The following is a 23176-nucleotide window of genomic DNA, read 5'->3' on the forward strand; positions in this document are numbered from 1 at the left end:
GGCCGCGGTTCCGCGTCCCAAGGATCTTTCGACTGCCCGTGATCCCGGGCACTCCCCGTCGTTTGTACGTACGGGACGGGCGCTCCGTCTCAAGTCGGCGTCCCCCGTCGAACATTCGGCGGGTGAGCGCCGTACTGACAGGCGACTGACTGTGACATGAAGTGTGACAACGGGAGGACCGACAGCCGTGGCCGTGACCGAACCCCCTCCAGCGGCACCGACCGTCGCCCACGAGGGCATTCTCCGGCGGCAGTCCTTACGGGAGTCGGCGGCCCGCACGTATGCGAGGTCCCTCCCGATCGTGCCCGTGCGCGCACGGGGGCTGACCATCGAAGGCGCCGACGGGCGGCGGTACTTGGACTGCCTGTCCGGCGCGGGCACGCTGGCCCTGGGACACAACCATCCGGTCGTTCTCGACGCGATCAGGAAGGTCCTCGACTCCGGGGCCCCGCTCCATGTCCTCGACCTCGCCACCCCCGTCAAGGACGCCTTCACCACCGAGCTGTTCGCCACGCTGCCGCCGCGGTTCGCCGAGAACGCCCGGGTGCAGTTCTGCGGCCCCGCGGGCACCGACGCCGTCGAGGCCGCGCTCAAGCTCGTCCGTACCGCCACCGGCCGCGGCGGGCTCCTCGCCTTCACCGGCGCGTACCACGGGATGACGGCCGGCGCCCTCGCCGCCTCCGGGGGAGCCGAGGACGTACGGGTGACCCGGCTGCCCTATCCGTACGAGTACCGCTGCCCGTTCGGCATCGGCGGGGAGCGCGGCGCCGAACTCGCCGCGCGCTGGACCGAGAACCTCCTCGACGACCCCAAGGGCGGTCTGGCCGCCCCCGCCGGAATGATCCTCGAACCGGTGCAGGGCGAGGGCGGGGTGATCCCCGCCCCCGACAGCTGGCTGCGCAGGATGCGCGAGATCACCGCCGACCGTTCCATCCCGCTCATCGCCGACGAGGTACAGACCGGGGTCGGCAGGACCGGCACCTTCTGGGCCGTGGAGCACAGCGGGATCACCCCCGATGTGATGGTGATGTCCAAGGCCATCGGCGGCTCCCTTCCCCTGGCCGTGATCGTCTACCACTCGGATCTCGACTGCTGGCCGCCCGGCGCCCACGCGGGCACCTTCCGCGGCAACCAGCTCGCGATGGCGGCGGGCGCGGCCACCCTCGCCTACGTACGGGAGAACCACCTCGCCGACCGCGCCGCGATCCTCGGCGCGCGCATGCTGGGGCAGCTCCAGGGGCTGGCCGCCAACCATCCCTGTATCGGAGACGTACGGGGCCGTGGTCTCATGATCGGTGTGGAACTCGTCGCCCCGGAAGCCGGCGACCCGGCCCCGCCGGATCCGGCCCTCGCCACGGCCGTCCAGCGGGAGTGTCTGAGCCGCGGCCTCATCGTGGAACTGGGCGGACGCCGGGCCGCTGTCGTACGGCTGCTCCCGCCGCTCACGCTCACCGACGAGCAGGCCGTCGCGGTCCTCGACCGCTTCGCCGACGCCCTGGCCGCCGCCGAGCGCGCGGCACTCCGCCGGAAAGAAACCGGCCCCTAGAACTGCCCCCGGACCCCCCCACAAGGAAGCCCCTCCGTGAACTCCACTCCCGCACCTGACGCCCCCGAGGCCGCCGGCCGCCCCACCGCCCACCCCGGAGGACACGACCGGGTGCAGGACGCGTCCCACGCCGCCGGCGCCGTCGAGCCGACGACGGTGCCCCGGCAGCCGACGGGCGGCTTCGACGGCCAACTCGCCACCGGTGCCGATACGTTCGCCGGTGCCGATACGTTCGCCGGTGTCCCGGTGGCCGACCAGCTCGACCACCCCGACCCGCTGAAGGCGGCCGACGCGGCCGCCGTCGAGAATCTGCTGCGCTGCTGGGTCAGGGAGAACGCTCTGCCCCGCCCCGAGGGCCAGGTCCTCCGGATCCCCCTCCACGCCAGTGGCACCGCGCTCCTCGTCCCCGTCCGGTACTGGTCGGAGACGGGCTGGCACCGCTTCGGGATGCCGTTCCTGGAGAGCGCCCCCCGGGACGCCCCCGCCGCCGAGGCGGTCACCGTCGCCGCGCTCCTCGGCCGGGAATCGGGCCGCTACCAGGGCGGGGAGCTGGTCGGCAGGGTCGCCAACTCCCTTCTCCACACAGCTGACTTCCTCGCCGACCGGCGACGCGCCCCCCAAGCCGCGCCCGACGCCGACCTGTTCCTCACCGCCGAGCAGTCGCTTCTCCTCGGCCATCCGCTGCATCCCACGCCCAAGAGCCGGGAAGGGCTCTCCGAGGCCGAGGCCCGGCTCTACTCACCGGAGTCGCGCGGCTCCTTCCCGCTGCACTGGATGGCCGTCGACCGGTCCGTACTCGCCACCGACTCCGCCTGGACCGAGCAGGGCCGCGTCCTGCCCGCCGACCAGCTCACGGCACGCCTCCTCGGTGACGTCCCCCTTCCGGAGAACACCGTCGCCCTGCCTCTCCATCCCTGGCAGGCACGTGAGTTGAGGCACCGGCCCGCCGTGGCCCGCCTTCTCGACGCCGGGCTCCTCCACGATCTGGGCCCGCACGGCGCCCCCTGGCACCCCACCTCCTCGATCCGTACCGTCTACCGCCCCGGCGCCCCCGCCATGCTCAAGCTCTCCCTCGGGGTACGGATCACCAACTCCCGCCGCGAGAACCTCCGCAAGGAGCTGCACCGCGGCGTCGAGGTCCAGCGGCTGCTGCGCACCGGACTCGCCAAGGAATGGCAGACTGCCCACCCCGGCTTCGACATCGTCCGCGACCCCGCCTGGCTCGCCGTCGACACCGAGGACGGCGAAGCCGTGACCGGACTCGATGTCATGCTGCGCCACAACCCGTTCACCGCCGGGGACGACGCCGTCTGCATCGCCGGACTCACCGCCGCGCGCCCCTGTCCCGGCCGTACCGGCATGCGGTCGCGGCTGGCCGAGATCGTCTCCACGCTCGCCGCCCGCACCGGCCGCCCCGGCGGGGCCGTGGCCGCCGAGTGGTTCCTGCGCTATCTGGACCAGGTCGTACGCCCGGTGCTCTGGCTGGACGGTACGGCGGGCATCGCCCTGGAGGCGCACCAGCAGAACACGCTGGTACTGCTCGACGCCGAAGGCTGGCCCGTCGGCGGACGCTACCGCGACAACCAGGGCTACTACTTCCGCGAATCCCACCGTGCCTCGCTGGAACGCCGGCTGCCCGGGATCGGCGCCGCCAGCGACACCTTCGTCTCCGACGATGTCACCGACGAGCGCTTCGCCTACTACCTCGGCATCAACAACGTTCTCGGTCTGATCGGCGCGTTCGGCGCTCAGGGCCTCGCCGACGAACGCGTCCTGATCGCCGCCTTCCGCCAGTTCCTCACCGGGGCCGTACGGCTCGGGTCACCACTGCCCGAGCGGCTGCTGGAGACCCCCACCCTCCGCTGCAAGGCCAACATGCTCACCCGGCTGCACGGCCTCGACGAACTCGTCGGCCCCGTCGACACCCAGTCCGTCTACGTCACCATCGCCAACCCCCTTCGCCGTTGAAGGGCACGAATCGTCCGCACTGCCGAGAGGAGAGCGCCACTGTGCCTCCCACCGATGCCGGCACCGACACCGGAGCCGGCCCCACCCCGCGTACGGGCGGGGGCGCCGATGACACCCTCGATATGCGGTGGTCCGACGAGCTCGTCGCACTGTTCGGAGAGGGTGGTCCGATGGCCCTGACCCCGTCGTACGACGACCCCCCGGGCGGCGATCTGCTCGACGCCCCCGCCGGATGGGGGCCCGCCGCCACCTCCGCGGGCGTCTTCCAGCTCGTGCCGGTACGTGTCACCCGCGATCTGGCGCTGATCAGCCGCTGGATGAACGACCCCGCCGTCGCCGCCTTCTGGGAGCTGGCCGGGCCGGAAGAGGTCACCGCCGGCCATCTGCGCCCACAGCTCGAAGGCGACGGCCGCAGCGTCCCCTGTCTCGGAGTGCTCGACGGAGTCCCGATGAGCTACTGGGAGATCTACCGCGCGGACCTCGACCCGCTCGCGCGGCACTACCCGGCACGCCCGCACGACACCGGGATCCATCTCCTGGTGGGGGGCGTCGCCAACCGTGGCCGCGGAGTCGGCACCACCCTCCTGAGAGCCGTCTCCGATCTCGTCCTCGACCACCGTCCCCGCTGCGGGCGCGTCATCGCCGAGCCCGACCTCCGGAACACGCCCTCCGTCGCCGCCTTCCTCAACGCCGGCTTCCGGTTCTCCGCGGAAGTCGACCTGCCCGACAAACGAGCCGCGCTCATGGTCCGCGAACGCGCCCTGCGCGACCGGCTGTGAACGATCGGCTCCGCCGGCCACCCGCTCGGTAGCCACCCCGCCCGCCGCCCGCCCCGCTCGACGCTCTCGTTCCCATCGGTTCCCTCCCGAGGAGTCCACGTGCCGACGCCCCCTGCGACCCATGACTCCGCCGGCCCCACCGGCCCCATATCCCCCGGCGACTCGACCGGTTCCACCGAGCCGGCCGGGCTGTTCTCGCCACCCGAGCTGAACCCGCGGAGCTGGGAGCGGGCCGCCGGCCGTCTCCTCGCCAAGCTGCTCGGTGAGTTCGCGTACGAGGAGATCATCGAGCCGGCGCCCGTCCCGCCGGCCGACGAGGCCGCTCCGCACGCCCCGACGGACGGCCTCCCGTACGCCCTCACGCTCGATGGCGGCGAGACGCTCACCTTCCGTGCCACGCGCGGCGCCTACGGCAGCTGGCGCGTCGATCCCGGCTCCCTCGCCTGCGACGGCCGGCGCTTCACCGATCCCCTGCGCTTTCTGCTGCTGTCCCGCCGGCTGCTCGCCCTCGACGGCGCGACTCTCGGACATCTCGTCCGCGAGCTGACCACCACCATCGCCGCCGACGCCAAGCTCGACCACACCGCTCTGAGTGCCGCGCGCCTCGCCGACCTCGGCTACGCGGAGCTCGAAGGACACCAGACCGGCCACCCCTGGATCGTCCTCAACAAGGGCCGGGGCGGCTTCTCCGCCACCGACGCCGACCGCTGGGCGCCCGAGGCCCGCACACCGACCGAACTCCCCTGGATCGCGGCCAGCACCTCACTCGCCACCTACCGGGGAGTCGGCTCGCTGGAAACGCCTGATCTGCTCTACGCCGGCGAACTCGACGACACTGTCCGCGAACGTTTCGACTCCCTGCTCCGCGGCCGGGGGCTCGACCCCGCCGGCTATCTCTACCTCCCCGTGCACCCCTGGCAGTGGGACGAGGTACTGCTCCAGCTCTACGCCCCCGCCATAGCCGAGGGAGCGATCGTCCCGCTCCCCACCGACGGTGATCTCCGGCTGCCGCAGCAGTCCATCCGCACCTTCCTCAACCTCGGACGGCCCGACCGGCACACGGTCAAACTGCCGCTGTCCATCCTCAACACCCTCGTCTGGCGCGGCCTGCCCACGGAGCGCACGCTCGCCGCCCCCGCCGTCACCGCGTGGATGCACGGGGTGCGTGACGCGGACGTCTTCCTCCGCGACGACTGCGGGGTGATCCTGCTCGGTGAAGTCGCCTCCGTCACGGTGGAACACCCCCTCTACGATCACCTCCCCGAAGTTCCTTACCAGTACAAGGAGTTGCTCGGCGCGATCTGGCGCGAGCCCCTCCAGGCCCGGCTGGCACCCGGTGAGCGCGCCCGTACGCTCGCCTCCCTCATCCATACGGATCCGGACGGCCGGGCGTTCACCGCCGAACTCGTCGCGCGTTCGGGACTCACGCCCGCCGACTGGCTCCAGCGGCTCTTCTCCGCGCTGCTTCCGCCCCTGCTGCACTTCCTCTACCGCTACGGGACGGTCTTCTCCCCGCACGGCGAGAACGCCATCGTCGTCTTCGACGGCCAGGACGTGCCGGTACGGCTCGCGATCAAGGACTTCGTCGACGATGTGAACATCAGCGCGCGCCCGCTGCCCGAGCACGACTCGATGCCCGAGGATGTGAAGAGCGTCCTCCTGACAGAAGAGCCCTCCTTCCTCACCCAGTTCATCCATTCAGGGCTCTTCGTCGGCGTCTTCCGCTACCTCGCGCCGCTGTGCCAGGACCAACTGGACGTGTCCGAGGAGGAGTTCTGGTCCCTCGTACGGGCGGAGATCCTGCGGTACCAGGCGCGGTTCCCGGAGCTGAAGGAGCGGTTCGAGACATTCGACCTGCTCACGCCCCGTATCCAGCGCCTCTGCCTCAACCGGAACCGGCTGCATCTCGACGGCTACCGTGACCGCTCCCACCGGCCGCACGCCGCCGTGCACGGTACGGTTCCCAACCCGCTCGCCGTGCGGCGGCCGAGCGAGTGACCTCCGTTGTCAGCGGCGCCCCGTAGGGTGGTCGGGCTATGACGAAGCCATCACTCCCCGAGCTCCTCCACGCCGCCGTCAGCTCCGTCGGCGGTGTGGAACGGCCAGGCCAGGTCACCATGGCCGAGGCCGTCGCCGAAGCCATCGACGCCCCGTCCCATCTGCTCGTCCAGGCCGGCACCGGCACCGGTAAGTCACTGGGCTATCTGGTGCCCGCCCTGGCCCACGGCGAGCGGGTCGTGGTGGCCACGGCCACCCTGGCGTTGCAGCGCCAGCTCGTGGAGCGAGACCTTCCGCGTACGGTCGACGCGCTGCATCCCCTGCTGCGACGGCGGCCCGAGTTCGCCATGCTCAAGGGCCGCTCGAACTATCTCTGTCTGCACCGGCTGCACGAGGGGATGCCGCAGGACGAGGAGGACGGCCTCTTCGACCAGTTCGAGGCCGCCGCGCCCACCAGCAAGCTGGGCCAGGACCTGCTGCGGATGCGGGACTGGGCGGACGAGACCGAGACCGGCGACCGCGACGATCTCACGCCCGGTGTCTCCGACCGCGCCTGGTCCCAGGTCTCCGTCTCGTCACGGGAGTGCCTGGGGGCGACGAAGTGCGCCTATGGCGCGGAGTGCTTCGCCGAGCTGGCGCGTGAGCGCGCCAAGCTCGCCGAGGTCGTCGTCACCAACCACGCGCTTCTGGCGATCGACGCGATCGAGGGCGCTCCGGTGCTTCCGCAGCACGAGGTGCTGATCGTCGACGAGGCCCATGAGCTGGTCTCACGCGTCACCGGCGTCGCCACCGGCGAGCTGACCCCGGGGCAGGTCCACCGGGCCGTTCGCCGCTCTGCGAAGCTGGTGAACGAGAAGGCCGCGGACGCCCTGCAGACGGCGGCCGAGACCTTCGAGCGGCTGATGGAGCTGGCCCTCCCGGGACGCCTCGAAGAGATCCCCGAGGACCTCGGCTACGCCCTGATGGCGCTGCGCGACGCGGCCCGTACGGTCATCTCGGCGCTCGGCTCGACCCGCGACAAGTCCGTCCAGGACGAGGATGTCGTACGGAAGCAGGCGCTCGCCTCCGTCGAGTCCGTCCACAGCGTGGCCGAGCGGATCGCCAATGGCTCCGAGTGGGACGTCGTCTGGTACGAACGGCACGACCGGTTCGGCGCGTCCCTCCGCGTCGCCCCGCTCTCCGTCTCGGGGCTGCTGCGCGAGAAGCTCTTCACCGACCGCTCCGTCGTGCTCACCTCCGCGACGCTGAAGCTCGGCGGCGACTTCAACGGCGTCGGCGCCTCGCTGGGCCTGGCGCCGGAAGGCACCGAGGGCGACGACGTCCCGCAGTGGAAGGGCATCGATGTCGGCTCGCCCTTCGACTACCGCAAGCAGGGCATCCTCTATGTCGCGCGCCATCTGGCCACGCCGGGCCGGGAGGGCTCGCGCGGCGACATGATGGATGAGCTGGCGGAGCTGGTGGAGGCGGCGGGCGGCCGTACGCTCGGGCTGTTCTCCTCGATGCGGGCCGCCCAGGCGGCGGCCGAGGAGCTACGGGGCAGGCTCGACGCCCCGATCCTGCTCCAGGGCGAGGAGACGCTCGGCGAGCTGATCAAGGCGTTCGCCGCCGATCCGAAGACCTGTCTGTTCGGCACGCTGTCCCTGTGGCAGGGCGTTGATGTGCCGGGCCCCAGCTCCCAGCTTGTGGTGATGGACCGGATTCCGTTCCCCCGTCCCGACGATCCGCTGATGAGCGCGCGGCAGAAGGCGGTCGAGGAGGCCGGCGGCAATGGGTTCATGGCGGTGGCGGCGACGCATGCCGCCCTGCTGATGGCCCAGGGCGCCGGACGTCTGGTGCGGGCGACCGGGGATCGCGGCGTCGTGGCCGTACTGGACCCGAGGCTGGCCAACGCCCGGTACGGAAGTTTTCTGCGGGCGTCACTGCCCGACTTCTGGTACACCACGGACCGTAATCAGGTACGGCGTTCCCTGGCGTCGATCGACGCCGTGGCCCAGGCGGAGGGACGCTAGTCCCGGCAACGTTTGCCCCGTCGCGACCAAAATTGCCGGTCGCGGCACTAGAACCTGTTGCGCCGCTTGGAGACACAGCAGGGCCCCGGAACCGGCGCAGTGGGTTCCGGGGCCCGGTCGGAGCCGGTGGAGTACTCACACCCGGCGCAGGACCGCCACCACCTTGCCGAGGATCGTCGCCTCGTCACCGGGGATCGGTTGGTACGCCGCGTTGTGCGGGAGCAGCCAGACATGGCCGTCCTCGCGCCGGAAGCGCTTGACCGTCGCCTCGCCGTCCAGCATCGCGGCGACGATGTCGCCGTTCTCCGCGACGGGCTGGCGGCGGACCGTCACCCAGTCTCCGTCGCAGATCGCGGCCTCGATCATCGAGTCACCGACGACCTTCAGCACGAACAGCTCTCCGTCACCCACCAGCTGGCGGGGGAGCGGGAAGACATCCTCGACGGACTCCTCCGCGAGGATCGGTCCGCCGGCGGCGATCCGGCCGACCAGCGGGACGTACGAGGCGGCGGGCTTGCCGGTCGTGTCCGTCTGCTGGGTGCTCGGCTGGTCGGAGCCGCGTACCTCGTACGCCCTCGGCCGGTGCGGATCGCGGCGCAGGAAGCCCTTGCGCTCCAGAGCCATCAGCTGATGGGCGACCGACGAGGTGCTGGAGAGGCCCACGGCCTGGCCGATCTCCCGCATGGAAGGCGGGTAACCGCGCCGCTGCACGGAGTCACGGATGACCTCGATGACCCTCCGCTGCCGGTCCGTGAGACCCGAGCTGTCCGCCCTGATTCCTGGAGGCCGGCCGGGCAACGAACGCGTGGGCTTGGCGCCCTCCGGGTTCGTGAGTACGTCATTCATGGCATGCACCGGCTCGAGTCGGCTCTGGGAGCGGTCCTGGGCAGTGATGGTGGCGCTGTCTGCGGTGGTGGTCACGTCGGCCCCTCTCGAAATGTTCTCCCTAGCTGGACAACGGTAGTAGCTTTCGAAAGGTTGCGCCAAACACACGTTCGAGTGAAAAATTGCGGAGAGTCCGCATTGAGCATCTGACTGGGTGTATAGGCGGGCTCCATGGCTGCGGTACGGGGCCGCTCGCCACCGTACCGTCCCGTTCCCGGCCGCTGCCGTCCGCGGCGGGGACCAGTGTTCCACCGGGCGGTCCGGAAGGCCGCGTGGCGCGCCCTTCCCGTACTCTCGTGGCCGGTCCGTGGGCCCCGGGCAACCGTCCCGGCACCCGCCTCGACACGCGACACGCACTGGGGCTTAGGATGCAGTCAAACCCCAGATCTAGTGGTTGGATTGTCGCAGCCACCCAGAAGTTGTGGTCCCCCCGCTTTCGGGGGTGAGGTCATCGCCTATGCTGGGGGTGCTTCGAGGGGCTCGTTTCCGGGCCCTGACGAGGCTATTCAGTCGCGCTGTGAAGGAGGGTAGGGAACCATGCACTGTCCCTTCTGCAGGCACCCCGACAGCCGTGTCGTCGACAGTCGCACCACCGACGACGGGACGTCGATCCGCCGCCGCCGTCAGTGCCCCGACTGCTCCCGCCGTTTCACCACGGTGGAGACCGCCTCACTGATGGTGATCAAGCGCAGCGGCGTGACCGAACCCTTCAGCCGTACCAAGGTCATCTCCGGCGTGCGCAAGGCATGCCAGGGACGGCCGGTCACCGAGGACGCCCTCGCGCAGCTCGGCCAGCGGGTCGAGGAAGCGGTGCGCGCCACCGGGAGCGCCGAGCTGACCACCCACGACGTGGGGCTGGCCATACTCGGCCCACTGCAGGAGCTCGACCTCGTCGCGTACCTGCGCTTCGCATCCGTGTACCGGGCGTTCAACTCGCTCGAAGACTTCGAGGCCGCCATCGCGGAACTGCGCGAGCGGCCCCCCTCAGAGGAAACCGGCGTCGACGGGGCCAGCGAGGTCCCCGTGCCCGCCACCGCCGCGGACTGACCGGCCGGCCCGATCCTGGCCGCTCCGCGGTGGCAAAGACTTGTCACGGGTGCCTGTGCGCACCCGCGGCATCAGACACACACGCCGTGCCACGGGAAGAACATGGCACTTCAGCGCGTTTTTGTACGTATATGGGAGGCGGCATGACAGAGACGGCGAGCGGCTCGGCACGAGGTTCCCGGGCCAAGGGGACCAAGGCCGGCAAGGGTCTGCGTATCGAGCGCATTCATACGAGCCCCGGCGTGCACCCGTACGACGAGGTGGTCTGGGAGCGCCGTGACGTCGTCATGACCAATTGGCGCGACGGCTCGGTCAATTTCGAGCAGCGCGGCGTCGAGTTCCCCGACTTCTGGTCTCTGAACGCGGTCAACATCGTCACCAGCAAGTACTTCCGCGGGGCCGTCGGCACCCCGCAGCGCGAGACCGGCCTCAAGCAGCTCATCGACCGGATCGTGAAGACGTACCGCAAGGCCGGCGAGGAGTACCAGTACTTCGCCTCGCCCGCGGACGCCGAGATCTTCGAGCACGAGCTGGCGTACGCCCTCCTGCACCAGGTCTTCAGCTTCAACTCGCCGGTGTGGTTCAACGTCGGCACGCCCCAGCCGCAGCAGGTCTCCGCCTGCTTCATCCTCTCCGTCGACGACTCCATGGACTCGATCCTCGACTGGTACAAGGAAGAGGGGATGATCTTCAAGGGGGGCTCGGGCGCCGGTCTGAACCTCTCCCGGATCCGTTCCTCCAAGGAACTCCTCTCCTCCGGGGGCAATGCCTCGGGCCCGGTCTCCTTCATGCGCGGTGCCGACGCCTCCGCCGGGACGATCAAGTCCGGTGGGGCCACCCGCCGCGCGGCCAAGATGGTCATCCTGGATGTCGACCACCCCGACATCGAGGACTTCATCCAGACCAAGGTCAAGGAAGAGGAGAAGATCCGCGCCCTGCGTGACGCGGGCTTCGACATGGACCTGGGCGGCGACGACATCACGTCCGTCCAGTACCAGAACGCCAACAACTCGGTCCGGGTGAACGACGAGTTCATGAAGGCCGTCGAGGCCGGCGGCAAGTTCGGCCTGCGCGCCCGGATGACCGGCGAGGTCATCGAAGAGGTCGAGGCGAAGTCCCTCTTCCGCAAGATGGCCGAGGCGGCATGGGCCTGCGCCGACCCGGGCATCCAGTACGACGACACGATCAACCGCTGGCACACCTGCCCCGAGTCCGGCCGGATCAACGGCTCGAACCCGTGCAGTGAGTACATGCACCTGGACAACACCTCGTGCAACCTGGCCTCGCTGAACCTGATGAAGTTCCTCAAGGACGACGGCAAGGGCAACCAGTCCTTCGAGTCCGAGCGCTTCGCCAAGGTCGTCGAGCTGGTCATCACCGCGATGGACATCTCCATCTGCTTCGCGGACTTCCCGACGCAGAAGATCGGTGAGAACACCCGCGCCTTCCGTCAGCTCGGCATCGGTTACGCCAACCTCGGCGCCCTGCTGATGGCCACGGGCCACGCGTACGACTCCGACGGCGGCCGTTCGCTGGCCGGCGCCATCACCTCGCTGATGACCGGCACCTCGTACCGCCGCTCCGCCGAGCTCGCCGCGGTCGTCGGCCCGTACGACGGCTACGCCCGTAACGCCGAGCCGCACAAGCGCGTCATGAAGCAGCACTCCGACGCCAACGCCACCGCGCCCCGGGTCGACGACCTGGACACCCCGGTCTGGGCCGCGGCCACGGAGGCCTGGCAGGACGTTCTCCGGCTGGGCGAGAAGAACGGCTTCCGCAACGCGCAGGCCTCGGTCATCGCGCCCACCGGCACCATCGGTCTCGCGATGTCCTGTGACACCACCGGCCTGGAGCCCGACCTCGCGCTGGTCAAGTTCAAGAAGCTGGTCGGCGGCGGCTCGATGCAGATCGTCAACGGCACCGTCCCGCAGGCCCTGCGCCGGCTGGGCTACCAGGAGGAGCAGATCGAGGCGATCGTCGCCCACATCGCCGAGAACGGCAATGTGATCAACGCGCCGAGCCTGAAGCCCGAGCACTACGAGGTCTTCGACTGCGCGATGGGCGAGCGCTCCATCTCCGCCATGGGCCATGTCCGCATGATGGCGGCGATCCAGCCGTGGATCAGCGGCGCGCTCTCCAAGACGGTGAACCTGCCGGAGACCGCCACCGTCGAGGACGTCGAAGAGGTTTACTTCGAGGCGTGGAAGATGGGCGTCAAGGCGCTCGCCATCTACCGCGACAACTGCAAGGTCGGTCAGCCGCTCTCCGCGAAGAAGAAGGACGAGAAGGTCGCGGAGAAGGCCGAGGAGACCATCCGCCAGGCGGTGGAGAAGGTCATTGAGTACCGCCCGGTCCGCAAGCGTCTCCCGAAGGGCCGTCCCGGCCTGACCACTTCCTTCACGGTGGGCGGCGCCGAGGGCTACATGACCGCCAATTCCTACCCCGACGACGGTCTCGGCGAGGTCTTCCTCAAGATGTCCAAGCAGGGCTCGACCCTCGCGGGCATGATGGACGCCTTCTCGATCGCGGTCTCGGTCGGTCTGCAGTACGGCGTCCCGCTGGAGACCTACGTATCGAAGTTCACCAACATGCGCTTCGAGCCGGCCGGTATGACGGACGACCCGGACGTACGGATGGCGCAGTCGATCGTCGACTACATCTTCCGCCGTCTCGCGCTGGACTTCCTTCCGTTCGAGACCCGCTCCGCTCTTGGCATCCACTCCGCCGAGGAGCGTCAGCGCCACCTGGACACCGGTTCGTACGAGCCGTCCCTGGACGATGACGACATCGACATCGAGAACCTGGCCCAGTCGGCCCCGCGCCGGCAGGAGACGCTGAAGGCGGTGACCCCGACCCCCGCCGCGCCGGCGGCGGCCGTGGTCCCGGCGCCCAAGGAGGCGCACACTTCGGCCGAACTGGTCGAGATGCAGCTCGGCATCAGTGCCGACGCACCGCTCTGCTTCTCCTGCGGTACGAAGATGCAGCGGGCCGGGTCCTGCTACATCTGCGAGGGATGCGGCTCCACCAGCGGCTGCAGCTGAGCCGTAGCGCACTAAGCCCCCGAGGGGCGGCGGCCCGAGCGGCCGTCGCCCCTCGGGGGCTGTGGCTGCTCGGGCTGTAGGCCAGGCGCTTGCAGGTCAGGCGCTGTGGGTCAGGCGCCGCCCATCAGGGCGCCGAAGGACTGGAGGTCGGTGTCGAATCCACGGACCGTCGCGTGGAAGCGCCAGGCCCCCGAGGAGTCACGGGTGAACTCCGCGAACGTCGCGGCCGTGGAGCCCGACACCCCGGCGAAGTCATGGGCGGCCAGCTCCGTGTAGCCCTCCAGGACGCGGGCCGAGGCATTGGCTATGTCGCCGAACGTCCGCCGCCCGTCGCGCTGCTGGATGGCGACGCCCACCACCACACGGGTGTAGGAGGGCGCCAGCCGCACCAGCTCCAGCGTCATCTCCTCGTCGGAGCCGAAGCCCTGGCCCGTCCGGCTCTGCCGGTCCAGTGTGATCGTGCCGTCCGGTGAACGGCTGTCGAAATGGACCAGATAGGCGGGGGCGGCGCTCGGGGCGTCGGAGGTGTACGTCGCGGCGACCAGGTCGAGATCGTGCGGGGACGCGCCCAGGGGACTCGGGTCCCATTTGAGCGTGACCTCGATCTTCTCCACCCCTCTGTTGAGGCTGCTCACCAGTCTTCCCCCTCTTCGGAACCGGGCCGGATCTCCGAGCCTTGGACACAAGGCTAGTCCCGGGCACTGACAACCCGTGGCGCGAACAGTCCAGTTGACGCCACGTTGGCCGATACTCGCCTCGTCAGCTGTCCGTACAGCGTCTCTCTCACGTCCACAACGGGCGTGACCGATGCCACGTTCCGCGCCGTACGATGGCGCGGTGCTGGTCAAGTGGATTCGCTGCACCGTGACCGACCGTCGAGGGTTCGAACGCGGGCAGCGGAAATGGGCGGGGTTGCTCGGTGAGCCGGGGTTCCGGGGGCAGAGCGGAGGATGGAGCAGAGCGAGGCCGGGCGTCGCGCATGTCTTCTCGTTCTGGGAGAGCCGCGCGTTCTACGACTCGTTCATGGCGCGCTCACACGACCGGCTCGCCGCCGCACAGGCGGGGACACATCGCGACATCCAGGTCAAGCTCTTCGACTACCGCTTCGATGTGAAGACCGGTTTCGAGCCGCGCTTCACCGACGCCGATGTGGTGCGGGTCGCGCACTGCAAGGTGCACGAGGACCGGGTCGAGCATTTCGCGCTGATGCAGGAGAAGGTCTGGAACCCCGCGATGGCGGGGTCGCCCGGGATGGTGCGCGGGCTGTTCGGAGAGGCGCCCGGTCATGAGTTCATAGTGCTGTCCATGTGGCAGTCGGCGGCCGAGCACGGAAAGTACCGGGTCGAACGGGTGGAGCGGCTGACGCTGCGCGCGCAGACGGCCGCGGATGTGGCGGCGCTGGCGGGAGACGTCGTCGACCTCGAATCGACCTGGACGGTGTGACCCGGCCGCGTATCCGGGAGCCCGCTACGCCGGATGGTCTCCGCCGGCACCGGGCGGTCGCACGGCCCGATCCGGACCGTTCTAGGGTCGTGGCATGGCACGACCACGGCGCATCGTTCTCGTCCGGCACGGCGAGTCGGTAGGCAACGCCGACGACACGGTGTACGAACGCGAGCCCGACCATGCCCTGAGGCTCACCGAGAAGGGCCGGCGGCAGGCCCTGGAGACCGGCGTACGGCTGCGTGAGCTGTTCGGCCGGGAGCCCGTCAGCGTCTTCGTCTCCCCTTATCGCCGCACCCACGAGACGTTCGAGGCGTTCGGCCTCGACCCGGACCTGGTGCGGATACGGGAGGAGCCCCGGCTGCGCGAGCAGGACTGGGGGAACTGGCAGGACCGGCAGGACGTACGGCTGCAGAAGTCCTACCGGGACGCGTACGGGCACTTCTTCTACCGCTTCGCGCAGGGCGAGTCGGGCGCCGATGTCTATGATCGCGTCGGCGCGTTCCTGGAGTCTCTCCACCGGAGCTTCGAGACGCCCGACTCGCCGGAGAACGTGCTGCTGGTGACCCATGGACTGACCATGCGGCTGTTCTGTATGCGGTGGTTCCACTGGTCGGTGGCGGAATTCGAATCCCTGTCCAACCCGGGCAACGGTGAGACGAGGACCCTGCTGCTCGGCGCGGACGGCAGATACACCCTGGACCGGCCGTTCGAGCGCTGGCGCACGCCCGAGCCCTATGGGCGTACTGGATAGAATGACCGTGCGATGACCGCTGATCCCACTGATTCGACACCCGCTGATTGCACACCCGCTGAATCCTCAGCCGACCGGCCAACCGATCCGCGCTGCGACCGTGCCCTGGCGAGCCTGCGCGGGCTGGCCGTGGGGGACGCTCTGGGTTCCCAGTTCTTCGTCCCTTCGAACTATCCGATGCTGAAACGGCGCGAGCTGCCGCCGGGACTCTGGCAGTGGACCGACGACACCGAGATGGCCGCGTCGGTACTGGCCGTACTGGCCGCGCATCACCGTATCGACCAGGACGCGCTGGCCCTGTCCTTCGCCGCGCACCATGACTTCGACCGCGGCTACGGGCCCGCCGTGAACCGGATGCTCCGGTTGATCCGCGAGGGCGGCGACTGGCGTGAACTGGCCGCCGCGCTGTTCAACGGGCAGGGCTCGTGGGGCAATGGGGCCGCCATGCGGATCGCGCCGCTCGGCGCCTGGTACGCGGGCGATCCGGAGCAGGCCACGCATCAGGCCGAGATCTCCGCGTACACCACACACCAGCACCGCGAGGCCGTGGTGGGCGCGATGGCGGTGGCGGCGGCAGCGGCTCTCGCCGCGGATCCCGCGGGGCCGCCGGCGCCGGAGGCGCTGCTCGACGGCGTGGTGGCGCTCGTGCCGCGCAGCGCGGTCGGGGCGGGGCTGCGCCGGGCGCGGGACATGCTGGACTACGACGACGCGGGCACGGTGGCCGCGGTGCTCGGCTGCGGGCGGCGTACCAGCGCGCATGACACGGTGCCGTTCGCCCTCTGGTCGGCGGCGCGGGCTCTCGGCGATTTCGAGCGGGGGTTCTGGACCACGGCCCAGGTGGGAGGCGATGTCGACACGACGTGCGCCATCGCGGGAGGCGTGATCTCCGCGGCAAGGACCGGCGCGCCGCCGGCGCACTGGCTGCAGCGGACGGAAGAACTCCCGGGCTGGCTCTCGTCCTCGCTGTAGTTGTCACGGTCCTGCCACACCTGCCCCCGGGAACGGGGAAGGGTGGCGGCACGCGGTTACTCTGTCGGCCACGCCGCCCCCGGTGATCTTCGAGGGGCGTGCGCCGACGAGACGCCGGGCCGTACGCGCCACTCCGCTGCCGCGAAGGGACCCGGCCGGGAGGGGGTCCCGTGACAGAACCGGGCAGAAGACCGGAATCCGGCGAGGAGCAGGGGCAGGAGCCGGCCGACGGACAAGGGCCGGGCGGTGAGCAGAGGCCGGGGGACGCCGCCCGTCGGTCCTCCGCCGCACCCGTACTCACCAAGCAGCGTCAGGGCGCGCCGCCCGCGCCCGACTGGCATCAGTGGCAGCCGCAGCGCAGCGAGCCGCCCCTCTGGCTCACCGAGATCCAGCCGGGCACGCCTGCCCCGATCCGTACCGCCACGCTCTGGTCGGTCCTGGCGACAGCCCTGCTCAGCGCTCTGCTGCTGGGTGACGGACTCGGCCTGAATCTGCTGATCGTGGCGGTGCCGGCGGCGCTCGCCGCCCACTTCGCGGCCCAGGCCGCCGGGCGCCGGCCGCGCCCATGGACGCTGGTCTGGGCTCTCGGCGGCATCGCTCTGCTCGCCGTCCCTGCCCTGCGGGACGCCGGGCTGCCGACCTTCCTCGCGGTCGTCTCCGCGCTGGCGCTCGGCTCGCTCGCCCTGCATGGCTGCCGTACCTGGCCGGGCGTGGTGTTCGGCCCGCTGGGTCTGCTCGGTTCCCTCGGACCCGGCGCGGTCTGGGGGTGGCACGGCCTGCGGGCACGCGCCGGAGGATCGCGCGGTCGCGTGATGCCGGTCGTCCGTGCCGTCGCGGTCGCGGCCGTACTGCTGATCGTGTTCGGCACCCTCTTCGCGAACGCGGACGCGGCGTTCGCCGATCTGCTCGGCCAGTTGAGCCCCGACGTCTCGGTCGGAGACGGGCCGTGGCAGTTCCTGCTGTTCGCGGTCGGACTCACCGGCGCGCTCGCCGCCGCCCACACCGCCGCCGCGCCGCTGCGCTGGGACCGGATCACCGTAAGCCCCGGACGGGCCCGCGGCCGGATCGAGTGGGCGCTTCCCCTTATCGTCCTCAATCTTCTCTTCGCGGCCTTCATCGCCATCCAGCTCGCCGTGCTCTTCGGCGGATACGACAAGGTCCTGCGGGAGACCGGGCTGACCTACGCGGAGTACGCGCGCCAGGGCTTCTGGCAGCTGCTCTGGGCCACCCTGCTCGTCCTTCTCGTGATCGGACTGGCCCGGCGATGGGCTCCGCGCGACGGAGCCCATGACGCCACCCTGGTCCGGGCCGTGCTCGGCGTCCTCTGCGCGCTGACCCTGGTCGTGGTCGCCGCGGCGCTGCGCCGGATGGATCTGTATGTCGACGCCTACGGGCTGACCCGGCTGCGCGTCTCGGTGGCGGCAATGGAGCTGTGGCTCGGTGTGGTGATCGTACTGATCCTGGTGGCCGGGGCCGTCGGCGGACGGTGGCTGCCGCGCGCCGTCGCCGCGAGCGCCGGGGCCGCCGTACTGGCCTTCGGCCTGATCTCGCCGGACGCGCTGGTCGCGGAGCGGAACGTGCAGCGGTACGAGCGCTCGCACAAGATCGACATCGAGTACTTCCAGGACCTCTCGGCCGATGCCGCGCCGGCGCTCGACCGGCTGCCCGAGCCGCTGCGTTCGTGCGCCCTGGCCGGCATCGACCGGAATCTGGGGGACGCGTCCGAGCCCTGGTACGCGACGAGCTGGTCGGAGAGCAGGGCCCGCGAGATCGTGGCGAAGCGGGAGATCGACGCGACCTCCGCCTGCTACGGGCTGGGGCGCGAACTCGACAGGCCATGAGCGTCGCCTGGCGGGTACGGGGACGCCCCTTCAGGCTCCCCGTACCCGCTGTCGGCGACACGACGGTCCCTCATGTGTGTGACACGTCCGCCGCGCGATTCCACGGGCTGATTCTCGGCAGTGTCACCGAGCCGTCCGCCCGACTCGTCGGAGAGGCCGTGAACCGGGGGCCCGCGCGACGAGATCCGTCCCGATGCCACCGGCGGGCACCACGGCCGGTACCCGGTCTGTCGCGTGGCGTTCGGGCGGCGTAACCTGGCTGGTGCCATGCCGTACGAACCACCCACGCACACCGTCGAGCGCTCGCTGCGCGCCACCACCGAGGCCAGGATCATCGCGGGCGTCGATGAGGTCGGGCGCGGAGCGTGGGCCGGTCCGGTCACGGTATGCGCGGCCGTCACGGGGTTGCGCAGACCTCCGGCCGGCCTCACCGACTCCAAGCTGATCAGCCCCAAGCGCCGTACGGAGCTGGCCGATGAGCTGGAGAAGTGGGTCACCTCGCACGCGCTGGGACATGCCTCTCCGGAGGAGATCGACGCCCTGGGGATGACCGCGGCGCTCAGGCTCGCCGCCGTACGCGCCCTGGAGGCGCTGCCGGTACGGCCCGACGCGGTGATCCTCGACGGCAAGCACGACTATCTCGGAGGACCCTGGCTGGTGCGTACAGTCATCAAGGGCGACCAGTCCTGCGTCTCGGTGGCTGCCGCTTCGGTACTCGCCAAGGTGCGCAGGGACGCCATGATGGCCGAACTCGGCGCGGGGGCCGAGGAGTACGTCCCCTACGCGTTCGGCGCCAACGCGGGCTACCCCTCACCGGTGCACAGAGCCGCACTGGAGGAGTGGGGGCCCACACCGCAGCACCGGCTCTCGTGGGCCTATCTCGACGCGCTGCCCCGGTGGCGGCACCTCAAGAAGGTCCGGGTCTCCGTGGAGGCCGCCGCTATGGAAAGCGGGGGCCAACTCGGCTTCGACTTCTGAACTGCCGATTTCTGGAAGGTCCGATTTCCGGAACTTCCGGTGAACCTTGAATCTGTGTGGCTCGCGCCCGCAGACATGGGTACGAATATCCCCACCTGCCGATGCTTTTCGCACCGGTGTTTGATAGACATCCAGTCATGCCTCTCATCCCTCAGGAGCCTCAGATTCACGAGAGAGCCCAGGGTGCCAGCGCCACTCCGGCCACCGGCCGTACGGCGCCCAACCCTCGTCCTGTACCCGGTCCGCGTCCCGTCCCCGGGCCGCGCTCCGCGACGACACCGCGGCCCGGACGTCCGGGCCCCGGTCCCGCGAGGCCCGCGCCGCCGGCGCAGCGCTCGCACAACTCCGCCGGGCAGCCCCAGGCTTCCGGCGCCACCACTCCCGCCGTCCCCCAGATCCAGCTGATTCCGGCTCCGGCCGGTGGTGCGCTCGACGCCGCCGAGGAGGCGGTCGATCTGCTGCTCGACTCGGGGCGGGCGCCGGGCGACATCCTGGTGCTCACCACCGGGGAACAGCACCCGTGGGCCACCCACGAGCTGTCCTTCGGCGAAGCCGCCTACTGGGCTCAGCACGACGCCCGCGAGGACGTGTTCTTCGCGGACGGCGGCGCGGTCGCCCGTGCGCAGTCGCGGCCCGTCGTGGTCGTCGCCGTCAACGGAGGCGGTGACGACGCCGTCGCTCAGGTGCTCCCCCTGGCCAAGGAGCGGGCCGCCGCGCTGCTCGTCGTGTGCGGTGACTCGGAGCGGATCAACACCGTGCTGGGCGCGGGCGTCTGAGCCGTACGGCGTCGGTCCGGCCGTGACCCGGCTGCCCGTTCAGGGGGCGGCCGGGCCGCTGTGACGGCCCTGGCGAGCGGCGGCCGCCCGGCTGCTCAACGGGCAGCCGTGCGGCGCAGTACCTCCACCGCTCCGCCGCCGCTGCGCACCGGCGACGGCTCGGGGTCGGCCAGAGCGGCGGGCGGGGTCTCGGAGTTGGGCCGTCGGCCACCGCGGCCCTCGCCCAGCACCTGCCAGCCGCCTCGGGTCAGCGTGATGTACGCGCCACAGCGCAGTCCATGGAGGGTGCAGGCGTCCCGCAGCCCCCACATCCAGGCTCCGTCCTCCTCCGTCCAACGCTCGTCGCCCTCACGGCAGTAGAGCAGCACGGCGGTGCGTACGGGTGTACGGCGACGCAAATCGTGCGGGATGACGCGGCGCAGATGCGCCAGCAGTGCGTTGCGGAACTCCCATCCGTCGACCGGCGCGGCACGCGGTGCGAACGAGGCGCTGGCGGCGAGCCGTTCCTCATGGTCGAGTACGGCCACGACGGCGGTCGACGGGGTCGGCCGGTGCCGGCTGTGCAGACCGCTGACCACCTCACGGGGGTTGCGCAGCAGTGGAATGCCCGCCTCCGCCCATTCGGCGGGTTCGAGCATTCTGGCGAGGCGGCTGACGGAATCGGCGGGTGTACTGACCGAAGTGGCTGCGGACGGAGCGAATCCGAAGGTCACGTTCCTCCCTTCGCATACGCGCCCACAGTGCGGGCTGGGTCGGATGGGGGCGCACCGCGGCACGGCCTCGACGGACCCCGAGGGGCCGTGCGGGGGCGGTTCCAATTCTCGCTGGCGTATCGGCGTGCGGCAACGAGCAATTGGCACCGTCGTCCGCAATGCGCGGATATGGCAGTCATATCCCTGCCTGAACTCGTCCACTGGTGCTGTTCCATGTCACGTCTGAACGGCGAGGACCAGCGGAAACACCCCCTCCGCTCCGGCCCTGCGCAGCAACCGCGCCGCCACCGCGAGCGTCCAGCCACTGTCCGAGAGATCATCGACGAGCAGTACGGGGCCGCCCGCGGAGACCAACGTCTCGGCCAGCTCGGGCGGTACGGTCAGTGTCTCGTGCAGCGCCCGTACGCGCTGCGCGCTGTTGGTGCGGGAGATCCGGGAGTCGGCCGCCCCCGGTGCGTACGCGACCGTGCCGAGCAGCGGCATCCTGCCGACCTCCGCGATCCGGCTGCCGAGCGAACCCACGAGCTGGGGCCTGCCGCGCGACGCCACGGTGACCACCCCGACGGGCCGGGGCGGCGCGTCGGGCGCGCCGGAGGCCCAACCGCCGGGCCCCTTCGCCCAGTCGGCGAGCACACTCACCACGGCGGTCACCACATCGTCCGGTACCGGCCCGTCATGGGCCTGTGCCGCGAGCATCGGCCGCAGCCGGTTGCCCCAGCCGATGTCCGACAGCCGGCCCAGCGCCCGGCCCGGGAAGTACTGCTCGCCCTGCGGGATACGGCCCTTGAGGTCGACGCCGACGGCGGTGAGCCCGGTCGGCCACATCTTCCGGGGCTCCACCTCCACGCCCGGCCTGCCCAGCTCGCCGCGCGCGGCATCGAGGGCGGCGGCGGTCACCTTGTCCTCGAACCGCGCCCCCGCGCAGTTGTCGCAGCGCCCGCAGGGGACCGCCTCCTCGTCGTCCAGCTGCCGCCGCAGGAACTCCATCCGGCACGCGGTCGCCGAAGCGTAGTCACGCATCGCCTGCTGCTCGGCCTCCCGCTGGCGCGCCACCCAGGCGTACCGCTCGGTGTCGTACACCCAGGGCCGGCCGGTCGAGGTCCAGCCGCCCTTCACCCGGTGTACCGCCCCGTCCACATCGAGGACCTTGAGCATCGTCTCCAGCCGCGTACGCCGCAGCTCGACCAGCGGCTCCAGGGCCGGCAGTGACAGCGGCCTGTCCGCTCGGCCCAGGACATCGAGTGTGCGGTGGACCAACTCCTCGGGCGGAAAGGCGACCGAGGCGAAGTACTTCCAGATCGCCTCGTCCTCCCGGCCGGGCAGCAGCAGTACCTCGGCATGCTCCACCCCACGGCCCGCACGCCCCACCTGCTGGTAGTACGCGATGGGGGAGGAGGGCGAACCGAGATGCACCACGAATCCGAGATCGGGCTTGTCGAACCCCATGCCCAGCGCGGACGTGGCGACCAGCGCCTTGACCCTGTTCGCCAGCAGATCGTCCTCGGCCTGCTGCCGGTCGGCGTTCTCGGTACGGCCGGTGTACGAGGCGACCGTATGCCCGCACTGCCGCAGATACGCCGTGACCTCCTCGGCCGCTGCGACCGTCAGCGTGTAGATGATCCCGGAGCCGGGCAACTCGCCCAGATGATCGGCCAGCCAGGCCAGCCGGTGCGCAGCGTCCGGCAGCTTGAGCACATGGAGGCTGAGACTCTCCCGGTCCAGCGCCCCGCGCAGTACCAGCGCGTCCGTCCCCGCCCCCGTCCCCAGCTGCTCGGCGACATCGGCGGTCACCCGGGCGTTCGCCGTGGCGGTCGTGGCGAGCACCGGAACACCCGCCGGCAGTTCGGCGAGCATCGTGCGCAATCGCCGGTAGTCGGGCCGGAAGTCATGGCCCCAGTCGGAGATGCAGTGCGCCTCGTCGACCACCAGCAGGCCCGTGGCCGCCGAGAGCCGGGGCAGGACCTGGTCGCGGAAGTCCGGATTGTTCAGCCGTTCCGGGGAGACCAGCAGGACATCGACATCGCCCGCGGCCACTTCGTCCTGAATCGTCTCCCATTCCTCGGCGTTGGACGAGTTGATCGTCCGGGCCCGGATCCCGGCCCGTGCCGCCGCCTCCACCTGATTGCGCATCAGCGCGAGCAGCGGCGAGACGATCACGGTCGGGCCCGCGCCGAGCTCGCGCAGCAGGGAGGTCGCGACGAAATACACCGCGGACTTGCCCCAGCCGGTGCGCTGGACGACCAGCGCCCTGCGCTTGTCGGCGACGAGCGCCTCGATGGCCCGCCACTGGTCCTCGCGCAGCCGGGCGGTGCCGGTGGTGTCACCGACGAGGCGGGCGAGTACGGAGTCGGCCGAGGCCCGGAGAGCCGTGCGGTCTGCGTTGGTCATGCCCCCATGCAACCCGATGGCTCCGACAAACCGCGAATGTG

Annotated in this window: 17 protein-coding genes; 13 read left to right on the forward strand and 4 right to left on the reverse strand. The window is 70.6% G+C overall.

Annotated features, from left to right (window positions below; genetic code table 11):
- Nucleotides 1-187: 187 nt before the first annotated feature.
- The 5 genes from IF11_RS0104700 (at nucleotide 188) to IF11_RS0104720 (ending at nucleotide 8300) form a co-directional block, all read left to right on the forward strand.
- Nucleotides 188-1546: a diaminobutyrate--2-oxoglutarate transaminase family protein gene (locus IF11_RS0104700; RefSeq protein ID WP_030350120.1), complete on the forward strand. Its 1359-nt coding sequence runs from the start codon at nucleotides 188-190 to the stop codon at nucleotides 1544-1546.
- Nucleotides 1547-1582: 36 nt separating this feature from the next.
- Nucleotides 1583-3514: an IucA/IucC family protein gene (locus IF11_RS0104705; protein ID WP_030350121.1), complete on the forward strand. Its 1932-nt coding sequence runs from the start codon at nucleotides 1583-1585 to the stop codon at nucleotides 3512-3514.
- 41 nt (nucleotides 3515-3555) lie between these two features.
- Nucleotides 3556-4293, forward strand: coding sequence for a GNAT family N-acetyltransferase (locus IF11_RS0104710; RefSeq protein WP_030350122.1), 738 nt, complete (start codon nucleotides 3556-3558; stop codon nucleotides 4291-4293).
- 99 nt (nucleotides 4294-4392) lie between these two features.
- Complete coding sequence (locus tag IF11_RS0104715; RefSeq protein ID WP_078490463.1) at nucleotides 4393-6291, forward strand: IucA/IucC family protein; 1899 nt, start codon at nucleotides 4393-4395, stop codon at nucleotides 6289-6291.
- A gap of 38 nt (nucleotides 6292-6329) precedes the next feature.
- On the forward strand, nucleotides 6330-8300 hold the full coding sequence (locus tag IF11_RS0104720; protein WP_030350124.1) for an ATP-dependent DNA helicase: 1971 nt from the start codon (nucleotides 6330-6332) through the stop codon (nucleotides 8298-8300).
- Between the two features lie 135 nt (nucleotides 8301-8435).
- Here IF11_RS0104720 and lexA read toward each other — a convergent pair whose 3' ends face one another.
- Nucleotides 8436-9221 carry a transcriptional repressor LexA gene (gene lexA / locus IF11_RS0104725; protein WP_030350125.1) on the reverse strand — a complete coding sequence of 262 codons (786 nt, stop codon included), beginning with the start codon at nucleotides 9219-9221 and terminating at the stop codon, nucleotides 8436-8438.
- Between the two features lie 501 nt (nucleotides 9222-9722).
- Here lexA and nrdR point away from each other — a divergent pair.
- Entirely contained in the window at nucleotides 9723-10232 is a 510-nt protein-coding gene (gene nrdR, locus IF11_RS0104730; protein ID WP_030350126.1) for a transcriptional regulator NrdR, read from the forward strand.
- A gap of 143 nt (nucleotides 10233-10375) precedes the next feature.
- On the forward strand, nucleotides 10376-13273 hold the full coding sequence (locus IF11_RS0104735; protein ID WP_030350127.1) for a vitamin B12-dependent ribonucleotide reductase: 2898 nt from the start codon (nucleotides 10376-10378) through the stop codon (nucleotides 13271-13273).
- 110 nt (nucleotides 13274-13383) lie between these two features.
- Here IF11_RS0104735 and IF11_RS0104740 read toward each other — a convergent pair whose 3' ends face one another.
- Entirely contained in the window at nucleotides 13384-13908 is a 525-nt protein-coding gene (locus tag IF11_RS0104740) for a TerD family protein (protein ID WP_030350128.1), read from the reverse strand.
- A 202-nt stretch (nucleotides 13909-14110) separates the two neighbouring features.
- Here IF11_RS0104740 and IF11_RS0104745 point away from each other — a divergent pair, with 202 nt between their 5' ends.
- The 6 genes from IF11_RS0104745 to IF11_RS0104770 all read left to right on the forward strand — a co-directional run bounded on the left by IF11_RS0104745 (nucleotide 14111) and on the right by IF11_RS0104770 (nucleotide 20034).
- The gene (locus IF11_RS0104745) at nucleotides 14111-14716 is read left to right on the forward strand and encodes a YdbC family protein (RefSeq protein ID WP_030350129.1); all 606 of its coding nucleotides are present in this window, start codon (nucleotides 14111-14113) and stop codon (nucleotides 14714-14716) included.
- Between the two features lie 94 nt (nucleotides 14717-14810).
- The gene (locus IF11_RS0104750) at nucleotides 14811-15470 is read left to right on the forward strand and encodes a histidine phosphatase family protein (protein WP_030350130.1); all 660 of its coding nucleotides are present in this window, start codon (nucleotides 14811-14813) and stop codon (nucleotides 15468-15470) included.
- A 12-nt stretch (nucleotides 15471-15482) separates the two neighbouring features.
- Nucleotides 15483-16439: an ADP-ribosylglycohydrolase family protein gene (locus tag IF11_RS0104755; protein ID WP_051745509.1), complete on the forward strand. Its 957-nt coding sequence runs from the start codon at nucleotides 15483-15485 to the stop codon at nucleotides 16437-16439.
- A gap of 170 nt (nucleotides 16440-16609) precedes the next feature.
- Nucleotides 16610-18280: a DUF4153 domain-containing protein gene (locus tag IF11_RS0104760; RefSeq protein WP_240627993.1), complete on the forward strand. Its 1671-nt coding sequence runs from the start codon at nucleotides 16610-16612 to the stop codon at nucleotides 18278-18280.
- Nucleotides 18281-18547: 267 nt separating this feature from the next.
- Nucleotides 18548-19258, forward strand: coding sequence for a ribonuclease HII (locus tag IF11_RS0104765; protein WP_030350133.1), 711 nt, complete (start codon nucleotides 18548-18550; stop codon nucleotides 19256-19258).
- Nucleotides 19259-19395: 137 nt separating this feature from the next.
- Nucleotides 19396-20034, forward strand: coding sequence for a hypothetical protein (locus IF11_RS0104770; RefSeq protein WP_030350134.1), 639 nt, complete (start codon nucleotides 19396-19398; stop codon nucleotides 20032-20034).
- Between the two features lie 95 nt (nucleotides 20035-20129).
- On the opposite strand, the gene IF11_RS0104775 is transcribed toward IF11_RS0104770, so the two are convergent.
- Together IF11_RS0104775 and IF11_RS0104780 are read right to left on the reverse strand one after the other, a co-directional pair.
- Complete coding sequence (locus IF11_RS0104775) at nucleotides 20130-20747, reverse strand: hypothetical protein (protein ID WP_030350135.1); 618 nt, start codon at nucleotides 20745-20747, stop codon at nucleotides 20130-20132.
- A gap of 216 nt (nucleotides 20748-20963) precedes the next feature.
- A complete protein-coding gene (locus IF11_RS0104780) occupies nucleotides 20964-23135 on the reverse strand; it encodes a RecQ family ATP-dependent DNA helicase (RefSeq protein WP_030350136.1) in 2172 nt (723 codons plus the stop codon).
- Nucleotides 23136-23176: the final 41 nt, after the last annotated feature.

The organism is Streptomyces scopuliridis RB72, from assembly GCF_000718095.1.
In the GTDB taxonomy this organism is placed as follows: Bacteria; Actinomycetota; Actinomycetes; order Streptomycetales; family Streptomycetaceae; genus Streptomyces; species Streptomyces scopuliridis.